This is a genomic window from uncultured Roseovarius sp. (genome assembly GCF_913054395.1).
In the GTDB taxonomy this organism is placed as follows: Bacteria; Pseudomonadota; Alphaproteobacteria; order Rhodobacterales; family Rhodobacteraceae; genus Roseovarius.
In genome coordinates, this window is record NZ_CAJXIP010000084.1 from 1 (window position 1) to 15,052 (window position 15,052).

Below are 15,052 nucleotides of genomic sequence, written 5' to 3' on the forward strand. Positions count from 1 at the left end.
GGTGCCCGTCCTCGACCATCACCCTGAAAATGGGCATCGAAAACCTGCTGCGCCATTACATCCCCGAAGTGACAGAGGTACGGCCCGTTGGTATCTGAAGGGCTGATCCTGGGATTTGACACATCGGCCGCGCATTGCGCGGCCGCTTTGTTGTCGGGCGACAGGGTTCTGGCCTGCCGCACCGAAGATATGGGCCGGGGTCAGGCAGAGCGCCTGATGCCGCTTCTGCAAGAGGTGCTAAGCGAAGGCGGCGCGACATGGGCCGAGCTTATGCGCATCGGCGTCGGCATTGGCCCCGGCAACTTCACCGGCATCCGCATTTCCGTATCTGCCGCGCGCGGTCTGGCGCTTGCACTTGATATTCCGGCGATCGGCATCAGCACCTTCGATGTGATCGACCGCTTGAACGGCCCGGATTGTGTGGCGGTCGTACACGCACCGCGCGATCAGGCCTATATCCGCGTGCCCGGCGGCACCCCCGAACTTACCCCCCTCGCAGAGGCAGAGGCCAGCGGATTTGCACCCGCCTTTGCGCCCTCGCCCGACATTTTGGCGCAGAACATCGCGCGGCTTGCGGCCACGGCACCCACCAATGGCCAGGCCCCCGCGCCGCTTTACATCCGCCCGGCCGATGCAGCGCCCGCGCGCGACCTTCCCCCGGTGATCCTTGCCGATGACGCCTGAGACGCTTGCCCGGACCCATGCCCGCGCCTTTGCCGGGCAATCGCGCGGCTGGACGGCGCAAGAGATTGCCGACCTTCTGAATAGCCCACTGGTCTTTGCCGTTGGCGACCTGCACGCCTTTGCCCTTGGGCGCGCCATTGCGGATGAGGCCGAGCTTTTGACCCTGGCCACCGATCCCGATCACCGCCGCGAGGGGCGTGCCCGCGCCTGTCTCGCCGCCTTTGAGACGACAGCGCAGGCGCGTGGCGCGCGCACCGCCTTTCTTGAGGTGGCTGCGGACAACGCCGCCGCACGCGCGCTTTACCGGGGTGCGGGATATCAACAGATTGCCTGTCGGACAGGCTATTACACCCATGCGGATCGTGCGGCGGTTGACGCCCTGATCCTTCAGAAACCACTTGCCTGAGCTTTCTGGCCCTAAGGCGCCCGAAAAATAAGTCCAGATTCAGAAAATCATCAGGCCTGCGGCCCTCGTACCCATTGGCCCCCTTGCATTGCAAAGCGACATGGGGCTAGGAATTGCCATGCAAATATACCTCCCCATAGCCGAGGTTTCGGTAAATGCTTTCCTGCTTTTGGGGCTGGGCGGCATCGTGGGCATCCTTTCGGGCATGTTCGGGGTTGGCGGCGGGTTTCTCATGACGCCACTTTTGTTTTTTATCGGCATCCCGCCGGCCGTTGCCGTCGCAACCGAGGCCAATCAGATCGTGGCCTCGTCGTTTTCCGGCGTGCTGGCGCATTTCAGGCGTAAAACGGTTGATCTGAGGATGGGAACCGTCCTGTTGATTGGCGGGCTTCTTGGCGCCGGGCTTGGGGTTTTCATCTTCAACTATCTCAAGTCGCAGGGCCAGGTCGATCTGCTGGTCAAGCTTTGCTATGTGGTCTTTCTGGGCATCATCGGCGGGATGATGTTCGTCGAGAGCCTGAACGCCATCCGCAACACCCGCCGCGGCGCAGCGCCCAAGCGCAAAAAACATGGCTGGGTGCATGGGCTGCCGTTCAAGATGCGCTTTCGCACCTCGGGCCTTTATATCAGCGTGATTCCACCGCTTATGGTTGGTGTGGCGGTGGGTATTCTGGCCGCTATCATGGGCGTCGGCGGTGGGTTCATCATGGTGCCCGCGATGATCTATCTTCTAGGCATGCCGACCAAGGTGGTTGTTGGCACCTCGCTGTTTCAGATCATCTTTGTCACCGCCTTTACCACGATGCTGCATGCGACCACCAACTTTACGGTGGATATCGCACTTGCCGTTCTGCTTTTGGTCGGCGGGGTGATCGGCGCACAGATCGGCACCACCATCGGCACCAGGATGAAGGCAGAACAGCTTCGGATTCTGCTGGCGATCATGGTGCTGGCGGTCTGCGGAAAGCTGGGGCTCGACCTGCTTCTCATGCCGTCCGAACTTTATTCGCTTGGCACCGGTGGGGGGCATTGATGTTTCGGTTCATCCTCACCCTCTGCCTTTTGGCCATGCCGTTGCAGGCCGAAGAGGTCGTGCTTGGCCTTTCAAGCGACAAGGTTGCGATCACCGCCACCTTTGAAGGCTCTGACATCCTGATTTTTGGCGCGGTCAAACGCGAGACCGCGATTTCCGAGATTCCGCTGGACGTCATCATCACCGTCGCCGGCCCCTCGGTTCCGGTAACGGTGCGGCGCAAGGACCGGCGTTTCGGGATCTGGGTCAATACCGAGGTGGTCGAACTTGACGCGGCGCCAAGCTTTTACGCGGTGGCCACCACCGGGCCGTTCGACGAAGTCATGAGCAATACCGAGGACCTGCGTCATCGCGTGTCTATCGGGCGTGCGATCCGGTCGGTCGGGGCGGCGACCATGGCCGAAGACGCCGGTCGCTTTACCGAGGCCCTGATCCGCATCCGGCGCGACAAGGATGCCTATCAGGTGCGCGAAGGGGCTGTGGCGATTGACGAACAAACCCTGTTTCGCACCTCGATCAGCCTGCCCGCAAACCTGACCGAAGGGGCCTATGAGACGCGCATTTTCCTGACTCGCGAGGGCCGGGTCGTGTCAGAGTTCGACACCACGATCGACGTGCGCAAAGTTGGCCTTGAACGCTGGCTATACAGCCTGTCACGCGAAAAGCCGATGATTTACGGCCTGATGTCGCTGGCGATCGCCATTGCAGCCGGCTGGATGGCCTCGGCCGCATTCCAGGCGTTGCGTCGCGGATAAGCGCCCCGCGCCGGGGCTTACGGGCCCGGCACAAATGAATTGCGTGTGAAATCGGCTCTGCTAGGCTTTGCGGCATGATCCGCTTTACCCCTTTGCAACGCCGCGCGACCCCAAAGTCCACTTGAGGATATGATACACCGCACGTTCCTTGCTTCGTTGGCCCTTGTGGGTCTGGTTGGCGCCGCAGCGGCCCAACAGGGTGATCTTGTCTGCCGCAACTCGGGCGGGACGGACGACAACGGCACCCTTGCGGCATTGATCGACGGGATCGAGCCGGTTTTTCAGGCGTTTCCCGATTTGCGCGAACTGATTGCCCGCGAAGCCACCGATATCTGTCTCTCCGCCAGCCTTTACGACGCGCGCGGCTATTTCAGCCCCGAGGACAACCGGATCGTCCTGCAAATTGATTTACCGCAGCCCACGCAGGTTGCCATCCTGATCCACGAGTTGCGCCATCTGCAACAATACACGACAGGCAGCTGCCCGACCGATAGCCTTGCGATGTCGGAAAGTGCCCGCGCGACCCTCGCGCTCGAGGCCGATGCCAGTGCGATAAGCCTTTTCATCGCCAATACCCTCAAGGACGCGGGACAGCCCGACATCTGGCAGGCCTTGTCGCATTGGCCGACCCACAGAGATATCGCGGCCGCCTTTGCAGCAGAGCTTGGGGCAAGTGCCGATCCACGCCGCGCAACGACCGCCGCCTTCGCGCAATGGTATGCCTCGGAATGGCGGCGCGATAATTATTATCGCGCCTCTTGCAGTTCCTACCTGGATCGTCAGGACACGACGAAGGCGCTGCCTCAGTACGATCAAATCCCGCCGGGGTTTTACAAGCGTCTTTGCATCATGCCGGATGGATCGCCTTACGACTGTGTTGCCGGGGACGTCGACCCAAGGCCCTAGCAGCGATCCGGCCCGCCGGTCCTTAACCCCGTCCGATATAGGGCATCTTGGTCGCCATCACGGTCATGAACTGAACGTTGGCTTCGGGGGGCATCTGCGCCATGTGCAAAACCGAGCGCGCGGCCTCGCCCACATCCATCATCGGCATCAGTGTGGCCTCAGGGTTTTCCGCCAGAATGCGCGCGTTCAGGTCATCGACCAACTCGGTGCGGGCATTGCCGATGTCGATCTGGCCACAGGCGATATCAAAGGCGCGGCCATCCAGCGACAGGCTTTTGGTCATGCCGGTGATCGCGTGCTTGCTCGTGGTGTAACAGACCGAACCGGGGCGCGGGTTATGCGCCGAAAGCGACCCGTTATTGATGATCCGCCCGCCTTGCGGATCTTGCCGCCGCATCTGGGCAAAGGCCAGCCGCGCCGCGATGAACATGCCCCGGACGTTGACGTTGATCACCTGATCGAAGGCATCGACATCGACCTCGTCGATGGGCGCAGAGGGGCCGAACATGCCGGCATTGTTGAACAGCGCGTCAAGACGGCCCGCCTTGGCGGTGAAGCCGTCAAAGGTGGCCTGCATCGCGCCGGGATCGGTCACGTCACAAGGCAAGGCGGTGGCGTTGTCCCGGCCCGAGGCGATCTCTTCAAGTACATCGCCGCGCCGCGCGATGAGGCCAACCTGCCATCCGGCATCAAGAAACACCTCTGCGGTGGCCCGCCCGATACCTGAGCTTGCCCCGGTTATCACGATGGATTTCATTCTTCTTCCTCCAGTTTGAGCGGCACAGGCGCAGATTTAAGATCATCCACGCCCAAGGGAACACTTGGTTTCGACAGACGATTGCGCACCACCCAGTGAAGCCGTTCTTCGGCGCGGGTGATCGCCACATAGGCCAGCCGCTTCCAAAGCGGTTGACCGGCCTCCGACCGGCCCATCCGCGCGGCGGCATATATGTCGGGGGAAAATACCTGAACAGCGCGCCATTGGCTGCCCTGAGCCTTGTGGATGGTCACCGCCGCCCCATGCAAAAAGGTCGCCCCCATATTGGCGGCAAAGGGGATGAACGGTTCTTCCTCGTCGGGCTTTTCGATCTTGATGATGCTGGCGGCGCTGACCTGCGGGTCTTCGGCACCGACAACATGCAGGCGCGAAAAGCCCGGCCTGCGGCCTGGCCCGAGATAGACAACCTGCGCGCCCTTGATCAGCCCGCGCGCCTCTAGGTCGAGACGTTTCTTGCGGTGCTTAAGTGGCAATTCGATACCGTCGCAAATCAGCGGCTCACCGGGCAACAGCTCGGTTTCGGGGGCGCCGTGAACGGCGCGGAACGCATTGATAAGGCGGATGCGGGTGGCATTGCGCCAGACAAGAACCGGGCTTCGCGCCATAAGATCGACTTCGACGCGCTGTGCCCATTGCACCCGCTCGTCACGCGCGGCGACCTGTTCGACCATCCGCTCGAAGTCATGGAATTCAAGCGCCGGATCGGCCAGGGCATGCGCGAGATCGAGGATCGGGTTATCGGCGTCCTGACGGTGAATGCGGTGCAACTCCAGCCGCGCGGGCGCGGGCAGTTTTTCAAACACCATCCCGCCCTGGGATTTCACCGGCGCGAGCTGGGCCGGATCGCCAAACAACAGAAGCGTCGGAAAGATATCCTGAAGATCTTCAAGCTGCTTTTCGTCAAGCATGCTTGCCTCGTCCACAAATCCGATATCAAGCGGGTCTTCGCGGCGCTTCCAGCCAGTGATGAAATCAGACCCCCGCAATCCCGCCGCCGCCAAGGCGCCGGGAATGGATTTCTGGCCCTGATAGAATGCAAGGGCGCGGTCAAGCGCCAGATCGGTCAACCCCTCGATCACCGGGCGCTCGCCCTGCCCGGCCAGCCATTCGGCGATCTTTTCGTATTCCGGGTGATAGACCGGGGTGTAAAGGATACGGTGGATGGTGGTCGCGGGCACACCGCGCAGGCGCAGCACGCTGGCCGCCTTGTTGGTCGGAGCTAGTATTGCGAGCGTGCGCCGGTCCGGGCGCTTGCGGCCCTCGTAATCGCCCGAAACAACATCCACGCCCGCCTCGTCCAGCGCGCGGTAAAGCTCTGCCAAAAGCAGGGTTTTGCCAGATCCGGCCTTGCCCACGACGGCCATTACGGCCTGTTTTCCCTCTTGCGGCGGGGTCAGCAGAGCCTCGTCAAGATCGACGCCCGCACCGCGCAGCATCTGGGAAATGCGGTCATGTGCTTCAGCCTGATCGGAAGAGTATGTAAGCGCCAGATTTGTCATGGCGCGACCCTAGCGTCACGCCCCGCCCGGCACCAGCGAAAGACGCAGAGTTTCCGTGCCCGCGCTCAGGCCAAAAGCGCGGGCCGCGCGCCCATGGCCCGCCGAAACCAGAGATCCGAGATCTCCGGCGAGAGCCCTGCGCGCTGTGCGACCCGCAAACGCGACCTATCGGAAAACCCCCAGAGGCCGACGCTGATCTGATTACGGCCCTCGCCGGTCGAACCGACAATGCGGGGCGAGGCGCCGATCATCCGGTAGATCCGCACCATCCGCGCATCAAAGACGCCGACATATTCCCGGATGCCAAAACCGCGCATCACCTCGCCGCCCGCAAGCATGAGCGCGCGCGCCACAGTCGGGGCTGCCCCCCGCGCCAGACAAAACCGCGTGCATTCCCAGATCGCCGGATCGGCGATGGCCCTGTCCCCGATAAGATGGCCGAAATGCTCGTTCACCATCACCCGCCCCGTGGTGGGCAAAAGCCGCATGGACCCGCCATGACGCCCGTCCGGGTTCTGCCAGATCACATAGAGCGGGTTCAGCGCATCGTATTCGTCACGCTCTTCGCCCGATGAGGTCACCGACACATCCCAGCCAAGGCGTTCTTTGAACTGATCCGCGCGGTCGCGAAACATCGTGTCGCGAAGACGAGGATACCGGCTTAACTCACTCGCAAAAATATATCGCAGCATGAAAGTCCCCCTGATTTGGCGCTCAAAGGGCTAAGGCGGAATTCTTAAGGCCGGATTGGCCCTCCGCACGGTGCAACACCATGCATCTGAAAGGGCCTTGACCTCGCGTCCAGCCCTTCCCTATTGCAGCACCAACAGATACTGTCTGGCAAAAATACCGGGGGGCCCATTCGGGCAACAGCCTCCGACATTCAGGGGAAGCGGGACATGGCGCATATCATTGTCGTCGGAAACGAAAAGGGCGGGGCAGGCAAATCAACCGTGTCGATGCATGTGGCGTCGGCCCTTGCCCGCATGGGCCACAAGGTCAGCGCGCTTGATCTCGACCTGCGCCAGAAAACCTTTGGCCGCTATGCCGAGAACCGCCTCAAGTTTATCGAAAAGTCCGGCCTTGACCTGCCAAGCCCGCGGTATCACGACCTGCCCGAGGTCAATCAGGATCAGCTGAAGCCCGGCGAAAACGTCTATGACCGCCGCCTTTCTGCCGCCGTGGCCGAGCTTGAGACCGACAGCGATTTCATCATCATCGACTGTCCCGGCTCGCATACCCGGCTAAGTCAGGTGGCCCATAGCCTTGCCGATACCCTGATCACGCCGCTTAACGACAGCTTCATTGACTTCGACCTGCTGGCACATATCGACAGCGACGGCAGGAAAATCCTTGGCCCATCGGTCTATTCCGAAATGGTCTGGAATGCCCGACAGTTGCGCGCACAGGCCGGGCTCAAGGCAATCGACTGGATCGTGGTGCGCAACCGCATGGGCGCACAGCAGATGGTGAACAAGAAAAAGATGGGCGATGCGATTGATAACCTTGCCAAGCGCATAGGCTTTCGCGTGGCGCCGGGGTTCAACGAGCGGGTCATCTTCCGCGAGTTGTTTCCGCGCGGCCTTACCCTGCTTGACCTCAAGGACATCGGGGTCAAGGGGCTTAACATCTCGAACATCGCCGCGCGTCAGGAATTGCGCGATCTGATCAAGGCGCTGAACCTGCCGGGGGTCGAGGTCAACTTTTGATCCAGAGCGCTCAGATGCGCGGCTGAACCGGGATTCTTGCCCGCCTGCGCCCACGCAGAAGGATCAGGTTCGAGACGAACAGGACACCGATCACCACCCCGCCGCCGATGATCGCCCAGGGGCCAGGGTCTTCGCCGACCACCCCCCAGACCAAAAGCGGCGCCAACACCGATTCAAGCAGGATCAGAAGGGCCACCTCGGCCGAACTGATATAGCGCGGGCCAAGCGTCAAAAGACAGGTCGAGACGCTGATGAAGGCGCCATGCGCCAAGACAAGCGGCCATTGTGCGGCAAAGACCGGTCCCGGCGATGCCATCGGCCACATCATCAGCGACGCGCCCAGGAAAGCGATCGGAATGGCCGGAATCATCGAGGTCGCGCGCACCTGACGCGCGGCGGTCATCGCGGCGGCAAAGCTTGCCGAAACCCCCAGGGCCACCAGATCCCCCTGCCAGCTTGCACCCTTGGTCTCACCCGAGCCCCAGGCGATGATGCCAAGGCCGACAAAGACCCCCATCATCGTGAAAACCATGCGTCGGCTGATCGGTTCGCCCAAGAAAATCCGGCTGAAAACGGCGGCGAAAACCGGCATCGAGGCGATGATGAACACCACGTTGGCGACGCTGGTCCAGGTCACGGCAAGCACGAAACCCGGCGCGGTGGCCGCAATCAAAACGGTATAGATCAGCCCCGGCACGCCGGTACGCGCGATCTTTGAAAATCCACGCGGGCCCTCAAGCGCCAGAACCCCGATCAGGATCACCGTGCCCGCCGTCACCCCGCGCCAGAAAGAGATCGTCGGCGCATCCGCCGCGATCAACCGCACGAAAAGGGAATCCGGCACGACGAAAAGAACGCCGAGCGCGGTGATCAAAAGGCCTTTGAGATGCTCATTCATGGGCCAATGAGTGGCGGCAATCCCGACCAAAGTAAAGCCTGTCGGCCCCCTCGCCAAGCCGGGGCAACCCGGTCTATGCTGACCCAAGCCTCAGGAAAGGAGCCGTGCCATGCCAGCCCCCGTCAATACCTTCAAGGCCGCCCTTGCACGCGGCGAAATGCTCTATGGCTGTTGGGCGGGCTTTGCCGATCCTTACGCGACCGAAGTGCTGGCCACGGCCGGGTTCGACTGGCTTGTGATCGACGGCGAGCATGCGCCGAACGATCTGCGCAGCATAACGGCCCAGCTTGCGGTGCTGTCGGGCAAGCACAGCCATCCGGTGGTCCGCCTGCCGATGGGCGAGGATTGGGCAATCAAACAGGTGCTGGATGCGGGCGCGCAGACCCTGTTGATCCCGATGGTCGAAAGCGCCGATCAGGCCAGCGCCCTTGTGCGCGCAATGCGCTATCCGCCGCAGGGCATTCGTGGGTCTGGTGCGGCGCTGGCGCGGGCCTCGAATTTTTCGGCCATTCCGGATTATATCGCCACCGCCAACGCGCAGATGTGTCTTTTGGTGCAGGTCGAAACCAAAGATGGCATCGCCGCCCTAGACGAGATTTTGCGAGTCGAAGGCGTTGATGGCGTCTTTATCGGCCCCTCCGACCTTGCCGCCGACATGGGCCATATGGGCGACAGCAGCGCCGCACCGGTGGCCCGCGTCATCAAGGACGCACTCACCCGGATTGCCGCATCCGACAAGGCCGCCGGCATCCTTGCGCTGGATCACGACACGGCACAGGGATACGCCGACAGCGGCGCACAGTTTCTGGCCGTGGGCATCGACGTCGTGATGCTCGCGCAGACGGCGCGCGCGACCATGGCGAAGTGGCGCGATGATGGCTGATGCCTGGCTTTTGGCCGATGTCGGCGGCACCACCACACGTGTCGGACTTGCCCGCGGCGGGCGGCTTGACCCAGGCAGCACAGACAGCTTTCGCAATGCCGCTTTCTCTGGGCTGAGCAAGATCATTGATCAATACCTGGCACGGCACCCGATCCCGCCAAGCGCGCTTTGTGCCGGGGTTGCGGGGCCGGTGCGGGGCAGTACCGCGCAACTTACCAATCTTGACTGGTTCATCGACAGCGCGGACCTGGCCAAGGTCACCGGCGCGCAGGACATCCACCTGATCAACGACCTGACGGCACAGGGCTATGCCCTGGACGATCTGGCGCCTGATACCGTCACCCCGCTTGTCACCGGGGCCACGCCGCCACCGGGTGGCGCGCGCATGGTCATGGGCCTTGGCACCGGCAGCAATATCGCCGTGGTGCATCGCACGCCCCAAGGCCTGTTCGTGCCCCCCGCCGAGGCCGGTCACAGCAGCCTGCCGCACTCTGACGGTGCCATCGGCGCCCTGATCGCAAGCCTTGAAGGCAAGGACGCGCACCGTCCGCTTGAGGCGCTGCTTTCGGGGCCGGGCCTTGTGCGCCTGCATGCTCACCTGAGCGGTGACACCCTGACCCCGGCCCAGATCATCACAGCACATCTGGCAGGCGATGCCGGTGCCTGCGCCAGCCTCACGGCCTTTGTGCGCCTTCTGGGCAGCGTGCTTGGCGATCTGGCGCTCAATCACCTGCCGATGGGCGGGATTTACCTGATCGGCGGCACCGCACGAGCCGTCGCGCCGTTTCTTTTGCCTTTGGGATTTGCGGAAACCTTTACCGCCAAGGGGCCATATCGGCACATCATCCGCGAAATCTCTGTCAGCCTTATCACCGATGACAACGCCGCTTTGCGTGGCTGTGCCCGGCATCTTCGGCAATGCCTTGGCTGACGCATGTGCCGCAGCCACTTCCACACCAGTCCCGGCTCTGCCATAATGCCGCCAACCAACAAAAAAAGAGCAGCGGCATGAATGATCTTCTCTCCTCCGCCCCGAAATCCGATTACGACGCCTCCTCCATTCAGGTGCTTGAGGACATGGAGCATGTGCGCCTGCGCCCCGGCATGTATATCGGCGGCAAGGATGACCGCGCGCTGCATCATATGGTGGCCGAAATCATCGACAACTCGATGGACGAGGCGGTCGCGGGCCATGCCACATGGATCGAGGTCGAACTGCATGAAAACGGCCATGTCACCGTGCGCGACAATGGCCGCGGCATTCCGATTGATCCGCATCCCAAGGACCCCAGCAAGACCGCGCTTGAGATCATCTTTTGCACGCTGAATGCAGGCGGCAAGTTTTCCGGCGACAGTTATGAGACCTCGGGCGGTCTGCACGGGGTCGGCTCTTCGGTGGTGAACGCGCTTTCGGATCATCTTCGGGTCGAGGTGGCGCGCAATCGCGAGCTTTACATGATGGAGTTTTCGCGCGGCATCCCGCAGGCGCCTCTGGCCAGGATCGGCGCCGCGCCGAACCGGCGTGGCACCTCCGTGACGTTTCATCCGGACCCGGAAATCTTTGGCTCTCTCAAGCTCAAACCGGCGCGGCTTTTCAAGATGTCGCGGTCCAAGGCCTATCTGTTTTCCGGCGTTGAAATCCGCTGGAAATCGGCGATAGCCGATGGCGACACCCCGCAGGAGGCGACCTTCAAGTTTCCTGGCGGGCTTGCCGACTATCTTGGCGAAACCCTGAACGGGGCCACCACCTATGCCGAACGTCCCTTTGCCGGCACGGTCGATTTCAAGGACAAATACAACGTCCCCGGCAAGGTCGAATGGGCGATCAACTGGACGCCTTCGCGTGACGGTTTCATCCAGTCCTATTGCAACACCGTTCCCACCCCCGAAGGCGGTACCCACGAGGCCGGTTTCTGGGCGGCGATCCTCAAGGGGATCAAGGCCTATGGCGAACTGGCCAGCAACCGCAAGGCGGCCCAGATCACCCGCGAGGATCTGATCTCGGGCGGCTGTGCGCTTGTGTCGTGTTTCATCCGCGAGCCGGAATTCGTCGGCCAGACCAAGGACCGCCTTGCCACCACCGATGCGCAGCGCATGGTCGAGGGCGCGGTACGCGATCACTTTGACAACTGGCTTGCGGCCGATACCAAATCGGCGGGCGCGATCCTTGATTTCCTTGTGCTGCGCGCCGAAGAACGCCTGCGCCGCCGCCAGGAGAAAGAGACCCAGCGCAAGACCGCCACCAAAAAGCTGCGCCTGCCGGGCAAGCTGGTCGATTGCTCGTCCAACACCCGCGATGGCACCGAATTGTTCATCGTCGAGGGTGATAGCGCGGGCGGCTCTGCCAAGATGGCGCGCAACCGGGTCAATCAGGCGCTTCTGCCGCTGCGGGGCAAGATCCTCAACGTGCTTGGCGCGGCGAGTTCCAAGCTTGGCACCAATGCCGAGATTTCCGATCTGACTCAGGCGCTTGGCGTCGGGCTTGGCAGCAAGTTCAACCTTGACGACCTGCGCTATGACAAAGTCATCATCATGACCGACGCCGATGTCGACGGCGCGCATATCGCCTCGCTTTTGATGACGTTTTTCTTTACCCAGACCCGCCCGATGATCGACGCCGGGCACCTCTACCTTGCCTGCCCGCCGCTGTTCCGGCTGACGCAGGGGGCGAAACGGGTCTATTGCCTTGACGAGGCGGAACGCGACGAGTGGCTGGAAAAAGGCCTTGGCGGCAAGGGCAAGATCGACGTCAGCCGGTTCAAGGGCCTGGGCGAGATGGACGCGAAGGACCTCAAGGAAACCACGATGGACCCGAAATCACGCAAGCTTATCCGGGTGACGATAGACGAGGACGAACCGGGCGAAACCGGCGACCTTGTCGAGCGCCTGATGGGGAAAAAGCCGGAATTGCGGTTCCAGTATATCCAAGAGAATGCACGGTTCGTGGTGGAGCTGGATGTTTGAGGGGGATGAGGCGCTGACACCCCCTCAAGTCATGTAACCTCATATCAAGGTCCGATGAACCAGATCTGAAGCTGTTCACGATCCGACCTGATCATTCGGAGAACGTTACCGCTTCGCCGGTTCCAATACGCGTCCCCCAACTGAATGCGGATATGGTCACGTCACTCACCTTTGCGTTGATCACGGCGTTGGCACCTATGGATGCCGCCTCTGTCCTGAGCTTGTCGACGACCATTTCCGGAGTAGGGCTGGGGTGGAGGGCGGTCGTCTTGTTCACGGTAACCTTGAGGTCCGATATTTTCTTATACGGTCGATCCGTAATGTCGCCTGACGTTACGATGACCGTCTCAGGAGAAACGGATGCGGTCGCTGCGGCTGGTCGGCTCCGTTTGACGTTCGACGTATCCCAGGTCGTGCAACTGGCGAGTATCAGAGTGGCACTGCCTATCAAGAGCATATTCCTAATCATGACTAACGATTCCTTTTCACGGTAAATGAGGGGCCACAAAGACATGATCTCAGGCGATGTCAATGGGAGTGGAAAGGAGGCGTCGTCACGAAGATCGGGATAAGTGGGACCCTCCGTCGCATAAACTCCGCGAGAGCGAGACGTTGTTTCCCCAGGGGCGCGGGGAAGCCGGGACTCTGCGGATGACAGGGCGCTACGGTCCGCAGGAGATCCCCGCTTTCGCGGGGATGACGCGACCGATGTGTTGCGTGAGCACCCCCCGCTCGAAACCAAGGCGCGGCTTGTTGTGCCGCCGCGCGATCGCCGGGCCGCCCGTCGCACCAAAGGTGCGCCACTTTCGTTGCATCGCCAGACCGCGGCCCTCTGTCGTGCATACCTTAGACAGCAAGCCTGTCGGACAGGGCGCGCCCCTTGTCACAAAACCCTCATCAAACGCGCGTAATGCATGCGCGGAGCCCTGCGGTCGCGCAAATAAACGAACATTGTCGCGCGCAGGTCGAACATTAAATTTGACCAATGGGAAAATAAACCGCAAGCTATGCCAAAAGACCAGAACCGGAATCAATCTGTCCTAAAGGGAATGTCATGACACGTCTTGGAAACCGTCTTAAACTTGCCACTTCCGTGATGGCCCTGACCATCGCGGGCCTTGCCCAGACCGCCAGCGCCGACACGCTTCGCCTGTTGACTTGGGGCGGCTATGCGCCCGAAGACGTGGTCGCCGCCTTCGAGGCCGAAACCGGCCACACCGTCGAGGTGACCAAATCGAACAACGAGGAAATGATCGCCAAGCTGCGGGCCACCGGCGGCGGCGGCTTTGACCTTGCCCAGCCAAGCCAGGACCGCATCGCCGGCCCGCAGGCCGAGTTTGGCATCTACAAGCCGATGGACATGTCGAAAATCGACGAGAGCCAGTTCATCCCCTCGATGCTGGCCGCCACCAAGGGCAACACCACCGTCGATGGCGCGGTTTACGGCGTGCCGCATGTCTGGGGCACCAGCGGCCTTGTGGTCGATACCGCCAAGGCGCCCGGCGTCAAGGATTACACCGACCTCTGTGGCGCCGATGTGGCGGGCAAGGTTTCCTATCGCCTCAAGCGTCCGACGCTGATCGGGTTTGCCTTTGCGATGGGTCTTGATCCCTTCGCCGCTTATGGCGACGAGGCCGCCTATACCGCCATCATGGAGAAGGTCGAGGCCAAGCTGAAGGACTGCAAGCCCAACGTGAAAACCTATTGGGGTGGCGGTGACGAATTGATGAACCTCGTGCGCTCTGGCGAAGTGGTTGCCTCGATGGCCTGGGATACCGGCGGCTGGAAGCTGAATGCCGACAATCCCGACATCACCTTTGTCGCGCCGGCCTCGGGGGCGCTTGGCTGGATCGACACCTTTGTCCTGCCCGCCAAGGGCGGCGCCGACCAGGCCGCCTATGACTGGATCAACTATGTGATGCGACCCGAGGTCGCCGCCAAGATCACTGCTGCCGCCGGTAACTTTACCGCCTCGAAAGGCGCGGATGAATTTGCCTCGGACGAGTTGAAGGCCCGCTATCAGGCAAGCTTTCCGCCCGAAGCCGTGGATAACATCAAGTGGTATCCGCCCGTCCCCGCCGGTCTTGAAGTGATCGAAGGCGGCGTGCTTGACCGGGTGCAGGCCGCCAACTAAGGCGCGCATCGCCCCCTTTGCGGCACCCGTTTTCGCGCGGGTGCCGTTTCTTTTGATTTCATAGCCGGAAATGCCATGACCCCCGATCTGGAATGCAGCGCCCTGACCAGGCGGTTCGACCAAAGCCTTGCCGTTGACGACGTGTCATTTTCCGTGCCGCCGGGGTCGTTCTTTTCCATTCTCGGGCCTTCGGGCTGTGGCAAGACCACGATCATGCGGATGATTGCCGGGTTTCTGGCGCCCACAAGTGGCGATATCCGGATCAAGGGAACATCGGTGCTTGATGTACCCCCCAACAAGCGGCCGGTGAACATGGTGTTCCAGCATCTGGCGCTTTTTCCGATGATGAACATTGCCGACAACATCGGCTATGGCCTGCGCCGCAAGGGCCTGCCCAAGTCCG

At 61.7% G+C, this 15,052-nt stretch carries 17 protein-coding genes; 12 read left to right on the forward strand and 5 right to left on the reverse strand.

The genetic code is table 11. From position 1 onward, the window contains the following. From QZ522_RS12175 to QZ522_RS12200, 6 genes are all read left to right on the forward strand, one after another. On the forward strand, positions 1 to 98 hold a 98-nt coding region (locus QZ522_RS12175), incomplete at its 5' end, for a NifU family protein (protein WP_294611774.1). Further along, positions 88 to 684 carry a tRNA (adenosine(37)-N6)-threonylcarbamoyltransferase complex dimerization subunit type 1 TsaB gene (gene tsaB, locus QZ522_RS12180; protein ID WP_294611734.1) on the forward strand — a complete coding sequence of 199 codons (597 nt, stop codon included), beginning with the start codon at positions 88 to 90 and terminating at the stop codon, positions 682 to 684. The genes QZ522_RS12175 and tsaB, both read left to right, overlap by 11 nt. After that, positions 674 to 1,090 carry a GNAT family N-acetyltransferase gene (locus tag QZ522_RS12185; protein ID WP_294611737.1) on the forward strand — a complete coding sequence of 139 codons (417 nt, stop codon included), beginning with the start codon at positions 674 to 676 and terminating at the stop codon, positions 1,088 to 1,090. Before tsaB ends, QZ522_RS12185 begins: the two co-directional genes overlap by 11 nt. A 118-nt stretch (positions 1,091 to 1,208) precedes the next feature. Then, the gene (locus QZ522_RS12190; RefSeq protein ID WP_294611740.1) at positions 1,209 to 2,123 is read left to right on the forward strand and encodes a sulfite exporter TauE/SafE family protein; all 915 of its coding nucleotides are present in this window, start codon (positions 1,209 to 1,211) and stop codon (positions 2,121 to 2,123) included. Continuing rightward, complete coding sequence (locus tag QZ522_RS12195) at positions 2,123 to 2,878, forward strand: TIGR02186 family protein (RefSeq protein WP_294611743.1); 756 nt, start codon at positions 2,123 to 2,125, stop codon at positions 2,876 to 2,878. Before QZ522_RS12190 ends, QZ522_RS12195 begins: the two co-directional genes overlap by 1 nt. 129 nt (positions 2,879 to 3,007) lie before the next feature. Then, the gene (locus tag QZ522_RS12200; RefSeq protein ID WP_294611746.1) at positions 3,008 to 3,784 is read left to right on the forward strand and encodes a DUF6782 family putative metallopeptidase; all 777 of its coding nucleotides are present in this window, start codon (positions 3,008 to 3,010) and stop codon (positions 3,782 to 3,784) included. Positions 3,785 to 3,806: 22 nt separating this feature from the next. Here the strand turns inward: QZ522_RS12200 and QZ522_RS12205 are convergent, their stop codons facing one another. From QZ522_RS12205 to QZ522_RS12215, 3 genes are all read right to left on the reverse strand, one after another. Further along, the gene (locus QZ522_RS12205; RefSeq protein WP_294611749.1) at positions 3,807 to 4,541 is read right to left on the reverse strand and encodes an SDR family oxidoreductase; all 735 of its coding nucleotides are present in this window, start codon (positions 4,539 to 4,541) and stop codon (positions 3,807 to 3,809) included. Then, positions 4,538 to 6,061: an AAA family ATPase gene (locus QZ522_RS12210; RefSeq protein WP_294611751.1), complete on the reverse strand. Its 1,524-nt coding sequence runs from the start codon at positions 6,059 to 6,061 to the stop codon at positions 4,538 to 4,540. The genes QZ522_RS12205 and QZ522_RS12210 overlap by 4 nt, the downstream gene beginning before the upstream one ends. 65 nt (positions 6,062 to 6,126) lie before the next feature. Next, entirely contained in the window at positions 6,127 to 6,753 is a 627-nt protein-coding gene (locus QZ522_RS12215) for an acyl-homoserine-lactone synthase (RefSeq protein ID WP_294611753.1), read from the reverse strand. A 207-nt stretch (positions 6,754 to 6,960) separates the two neighbouring features. On the opposite strand from QZ522_RS12215, the gene QZ522_RS12220 reads away from it, so the two are divergent. Beyond that, entirely contained in the window at positions 6,961 to 7,770 is an 810-nt protein-coding gene (locus QZ522_RS12220; RefSeq protein ID WP_294611756.1) for a division plane positioning ATPase MipZ, read from the forward strand. 10 nt (positions 7,771 to 7,780) lie between these two features. Here the strand turns inward: QZ522_RS12220 and QZ522_RS12225 are convergent, their stop codons facing one another. Next, positions 7,781 to 8,668, reverse strand: coding sequence for a DMT family transporter (locus QZ522_RS12225; RefSeq protein WP_294611759.1), 888 nt, complete (start codon positions 8,666 to 8,668; stop codon positions 7,781 to 7,783). Positions 8,669 to 8,777: 109 nt separating this feature from the next. Here QZ522_RS12225 and QZ522_RS12230 point away from each other — a divergent pair, with 109 nt between their 5' ends. From QZ522_RS12230 to parE, 3 genes are all read left to right on the forward strand, one after another. After that, positions 8,778 to 9,551 carry an HpcH/HpaI aldolase/citrate lyase family protein gene (locus QZ522_RS12230; protein ID WP_294611762.1) on the forward strand — a complete coding sequence of 258 codons (774 nt, stop codon included), beginning with the start codon at positions 8,778 to 8,780 and terminating at the stop codon, positions 9,549 to 9,551. Then, positions 9,544 to 10,482 (forward strand): glucokinase, encoded by a 939-nt coding sequence (locus QZ522_RS12235; RefSeq protein WP_294611764.1) that lies wholly within the window; start codon positions 9,544 to 9,546, stop codon positions 10,480 to 10,482. Before QZ522_RS12230 ends, QZ522_RS12235 begins: the two co-directional genes overlap by 8 nt. Positions 10,483 to 10,559: 77 nt before the next feature. Beyond that, positions 10,560 to 12,515, forward strand: a complete 1,956-nt coding sequence (gene parE, locus QZ522_RS12240; protein WP_294611766.1) for a DNA topoisomerase IV subunit B — start codon at positions 10,560 to 10,562, stop codon at positions 12,513 to 12,515. Between the two features lie 91 nt (positions 12,516 to 12,606). Here the strand turns inward: parE and QZ522_RS12245 are convergent, their stop codons facing one another. After that, positions 12,607 to 12,984 (reverse strand): hypothetical protein, encoded by a 378-nt coding sequence (locus QZ522_RS12245; RefSeq protein ID WP_294611768.1) that lies wholly within the window; start codon positions 12,982 to 12,984, stop codon positions 12,607 to 12,609. Positions 12,985 to 13,611: 627 nt separating this feature from the next. Here QZ522_RS12245 and QZ522_RS12250 point away from each other — a divergent pair. Together QZ522_RS12250 and QZ522_RS12255 are read left to right on the forward strand one after the other, a co-directional pair. Next, positions 13,612 to 14,649, forward strand: a complete 1,038-nt coding sequence (locus QZ522_RS12250) for an extracellular solute-binding protein (RefSeq protein ID WP_294611776.1) — start codon at positions 13,612 to 13,614, stop codon at positions 14,647 to 14,649. A gap of 75 nt (positions 14,650 to 14,724) precedes the next feature. Then, positions 14,725 to 15,052 (forward strand): ABC transporter ATP-binding protein (locus QZ522_RS12255; protein WP_294611771.1); only part of this gene is annotated, 328 nt, incomplete at its 3' end.

Bases quoted from the DNA above. Each gene is read 5' to 3' on its own strand.
- parE (WP_294611766.1), top strand. From the start codon at position 10,560: ATGAATGATCTTCTCTCCTCCGCCCCGAAATCCGATTACGACGCCTCC.
- QZ522_RS12220 (WP_294611756.1), top strand. From the start codon at position 6,961: ATGGCGCATATCATTGTCGTCGGAAACGAAAAGGGCGGGGCAGGCAAA.
- QZ522_RS12205 (WP_294611749.1), bottom strand. From the start codon at position 4,541: ATGAAATCCATCGTGATAACCGGGGCAAGCTCAGGTATCGGGCGGGCC.
- QZ522_RS12230 (WP_294611762.1), top strand. From the start codon at position 8,778: ATGCCAGCCCCCGTCAATACCTTCAAGGCCGCCCTTGCACGCGGCGAA.
- QZ522_RS12190 (WP_294611740.1), top strand. From the start codon at position 1,209: ATGCAAATATACCTCCCCATAGCCGAGGTTTCGGTAAATGCTTTCCTG.
- QZ522_RS12185 (WP_294611737.1), top strand. From the start codon at position 674: ATGACGCCTGAGACGCTTGCCCGGACCCATGCCCGCGCCTTTGCCGGG.
- QZ522_RS12225 (WP_294611759.1), bottom strand. From the start codon at position 8,668: ATGAATGAGCATCTCAAAGGCCTTTTGATCACCGCGCTCGGCGTTCTT.
- QZ522_RS12210 (WP_294611751.1), bottom strand. From the start codon at position 6,061: ATGACAAATCTGGCGCTTACATACTCTTCCGATCAGGCTGAAGCACAT.
- QZ522_RS12200 (WP_294611746.1), top strand. From the start codon at position 3,008: ATGATACACCGCACGTTCCTTGCTTCGTTGGCCCTTGTGGGTCTGGTT.
- QZ522_RS12235 (WP_294611764.1), top strand. From the start codon at position 9,544: ATGGCTGATGCCTGGCTTTTGGCCGATGTCGGCGGCACCACCACACGT.
- QZ522_RS12250 (WP_294611776.1), top strand. From the start codon at position 13,612: ATGGCCCTGACCATCGCGGGCCTTGCCCAGACCGCCAGCGCCGACACG.
- QZ522_RS12195 (WP_294611743.1), top strand. From the start codon at position 2,123: ATGTTTCGGTTCATCCTCACCCTCTGCCTTTTGGCCATGCCGTTGCAG.
- QZ522_RS12215 (WP_294611753.1), bottom strand. From the start codon at position 6,753: ATGCTGCGATATATTTTTGCGAGTGAGTTAAGCCGGTATCCTCGTCTT.
- QZ522_RS12245 (WP_294611768.1), bottom strand. From the start codon at position 12,984: ATGATTAGGAATATGCTCTTGATAGGCAGTGCCACTCTGATACTCGCC.